The sequence below is a fragment of the Acinetobacter sp. USHLN143 genome (genome assembly GCF_037145695.1).
GTDB classification, from domain to species: domain Bacteria; phylum Pseudomonadota; class Gammaproteobacteria; order Pseudomonadales; family Moraxellaceae; genus Acinetobacter; species Acinetobacter fasciculus.
On sequence record NZ_JBBCWZ010000142.1, the window covers coordinates 1 to 2722 of the forward strand.

Sequence of the window (2722 nt, forward strand, 5' to 3'; positions counted from 1 at the left end):
ATACTCGTCCTAGAAAAGCGTTAGATTGGCTTACACCATTAGAGAAATTTGCTCAGCTTGTTGATTATCATAAGACTTTTCAAACTGTCGCACCTCATGTTTGAATTCGCCCTTCTATTTCTTTGGATAACTCATAGTTAATTAAATCTACATCAAGTGTATTATTATTTTTTTTTCTTATCTCTTGTTTTAGAGGTATAATCAGTAGATCCTCATAACATGATTTCAGCATCTGCCTAACCATATCTTGACTGAAATAATTAAAGTTACATAGCATATGTAAAGCCATTAATTTTTCACATTCTGGTGTAGAAAAAGAATACCCTGTAAAGTTTTCTAACCATTTTTCAATGACATGCCAAGGCTTATCATTATTCCAAACATATTCATTCAGAATTTGTATTTTTTGCCTATATATTTCATATGCACTATCAGTTTTCATCATGATTTACTTTTTAAATACCAAAATACTTTCATAATTTATAATTCCAGAAGTTTTATTCCTTTTAATCATAAGTCCTCTTGATTTAATAAAATCAATTAAATGTATTTCCAATTTTAGCCCTTTATTTTCAAGAAGATCTATTAAAAACTCATCATTATAAAATATTTGATTACAGACTGTATTATTACCTACCACTAATACAAGCCTTGCATCCTCTTTTAAAGATTTTATAATATTTTCTAGACTAGAATCCATTTCTTTTAAATAAGTCAAGGTAATATAATACCTGGTTAAATTTTGCTCTTTTATTTTTTCCAGTACATTTTGAAACTTAACATTAAGTTTTTTGAAATAATTATCACTTTTCTCTTTATCTTCTTTTGTAACTCTTTCTTTTCCGATAGAAGAATTGACTAATATTGTTACCTCTTGAGGCCTTGAAAGTTTTAGCCAGTTTAAACTTAAGCTAGATGCTCTAATATACTTTTGTGCAGATCCATAGGGTGGTGAAGTTATTATTAAATCAAAAACAGCCTCATCTTTAATTAAAGTAACGTTATTAGCTAACAATTTTGGGGTTGTACTATTTTCCTTTAAACAGTTGGCAAAATTCTGTAGGGAAATACTGTATTTTTCAACAATTTCTTTAAATGTCGTCAGGATATCTACATTTTTAATATAAGTAAGCCTCTTTTCGATTTCAGCTTTTCTTAAGGCACTAAAGTTTGATTTAATTTTTATTTTAACTGGAACTGATACTTGTAAATCACAATAACTAACTTTCCTAGCAAGATGGCTAAATGCTATTTTGAAAAAGTCTTTTATATCCACTTTATCTAGACTGTCTATACAACTCATTAATTTATCTAAGTCATTTTTTACCCTATCGTCATACCAGTGACTAGCATTAATAACATCAATAGCTTCAAATGAATGAGCTTCTTTATATAAGGTACATAACTGTTCTAAATGAAAGTCTATTTCATCTTTTCCGAGTTGCGTAGTCTTAACTTTAGTCAAAAGTCTTGCTAAAGGATTAATATCACAATAGAAAGCCTCATACCCTTCTGCGGCTGCTTCAACAATAGTTGTCCCTGAACCGACAAAAGGATCTAAAAATTTATTTGTATTTCGCTCTTTATATAAAGCCTTACAAAAGAATTTCGCTAAATTCGGATACAGCTTTCCTGGATAAGTATGAATATCATGACTTAATCCATTTTTATATTTATTTTCAAAAATTAGTTTAAAATCAACAATTAATGGCCTAGATTTTCTCTGAAATTCGCATACCAATAGATTATAAATTTCACGTTCACTATAATCTACCAATGTGTAAGTTTGATAGAATTCATTACTCAAATGATTAACGTTAAAACTTAGATCCATACAAATAAAGTAACAAGAAATGTGTCTCTATATTGCTTAAGTTAGATGAAGCATTCAAGACTTATATCTATAATCATTTTTTGTTATCTCTAGCTATAAGGGGCATGAGATCTAAAATATCTATCTCTAATGCCTGAGCTATTTCATAAATTTTTTCTAAAGTAATATTCACTTCTCCACGCTCTATTCGCCCCATATAGCTACGATCTATATTACAAAGTAAAGCAAGTTTTTCTTGCGTTAGTTTTTTTAGTTTTCTCTGTTCTCGAACCTTCAAACCAAAAGAAACAGTAAGTTCTGACATATTTGAATCAATTGCTCAAAAAACAGAACTATCACTATTTGAGGACTATATATCCACGGCTTATAATCCTCTTTTCTGTAATTTTGAAGAGTATTTCACCATGCAAATCCTTAGAATGCCTTTGTTCGAGGTGTTTCTCCCTATTATCCAATCGAATTCAATTCATAATTGGACTGCAAATGATTTTTGGAAGCGAATGAAACTATCTAAAAAAGAACGTCATCGCTTTAATCGTCAACGTATGTATCGAATACTACGAAAACTTGTTGAATTTGGTTTTTTAGAAAAGGATATTAACAAACAAAATCCTCAATTCTCTGTATTTAAAGAAACAATAAAAATCAATGAAATCAGAATCTTAAATAAAGAAGAATCTGATGTTTCTAAAATCAAATTAGAAGAAGTAAAAGTTAGTTCTGAAATTATATTTTTAGAAAAACAAGTTGAGGAATATAGAAAATTAGAGGTGAACTGTAAGCGTCCGCTGAACACACCTTATGAATTCATCCTATAAGCCTTAATTTAGTCCCCACTTAAAAACAAGTGGGGACTAAAATTTATGACTACAAATCACCAGACATCCA

At 29.3% G+C, this 2722-nt stretch carries 4 protein-coding genes; 1 reads left to right on the forward strand and 3 read right to left on the reverse strand.

What is annotated here, in order from left to right; genetic code table 11:
• Nucleotides 1-94: 94 nt before the first annotated feature.
• From WFH18_RS17190 to WFH18_RS17200, 3 genes are all read right to left on the reverse strand, one after another.
• Entirely contained in the window at nucleotides 95-445 is a 351-nt protein-coding gene (locus tag WFH18_RS17190) for a phosphoribosyltransferase-like protein (RefSeq protein WP_336755349.1), read from the reverse strand.
• Nucleotides 446-448: 3 nt separating this feature from the next.
• Complete coding sequence (locus WFH18_RS17195) at nucleotides 449-1807, reverse strand: DNA adenine methylase (protein ID WP_228128548.1); 1359 nt, start codon at nucleotides 1805-1807, stop codon at nucleotides 449-451.
• A gap of 100 nt (nucleotides 1808-1907) precedes the next feature.
• Nucleotides 1908-2138: a helix-turn-helix domain-containing protein gene (locus WFH18_RS17200; RefSeq protein ID WP_004281399.1), complete on the reverse strand. Its 231-nt coding sequence runs from the start codon at nucleotides 2136-2138 to the stop codon at nucleotides 1908-1910.
• 196 nt (nucleotides 2139-2334) lie between these two features.
• Between WFH18_RS17200 and WFH18_RS17205 the strand changes: the two genes are divergently transcribed.
• Nucleotides 2335-2652, forward strand: coding sequence for a hypothetical protein (locus WFH18_RS17205; RefSeq protein ID WP_336755351.1), 318 nt, complete (start codon nucleotides 2335-2337; stop codon nucleotides 2650-2652).
• The last annotated feature ends 70 nt before the right edge of the window (nucleotides 2653-2722 follow it).

Coding starts and splice junctions, on each gene's coding strand:
- WFH18_RS17190 (WP_336755349.1), bottom strand. CDS start 445: ATGATGAAAACTGATAGTGCATATGAAATATATAGGCAAAAAATACAA.
- WFH18_RS17200 (WP_004281399.1), bottom strand. CDS start 2,138: ATGTCAGAACTTACTGTTTCTTTTGGTTTGAAGGTTCGAGAACAGAGA.
- WFH18_RS17205 (WP_336755351.1), top strand. CDS start 2,335: ATGAAACTATCTAAAAAAGAACGTCATCGCTTTAATCGTCAACGTATG.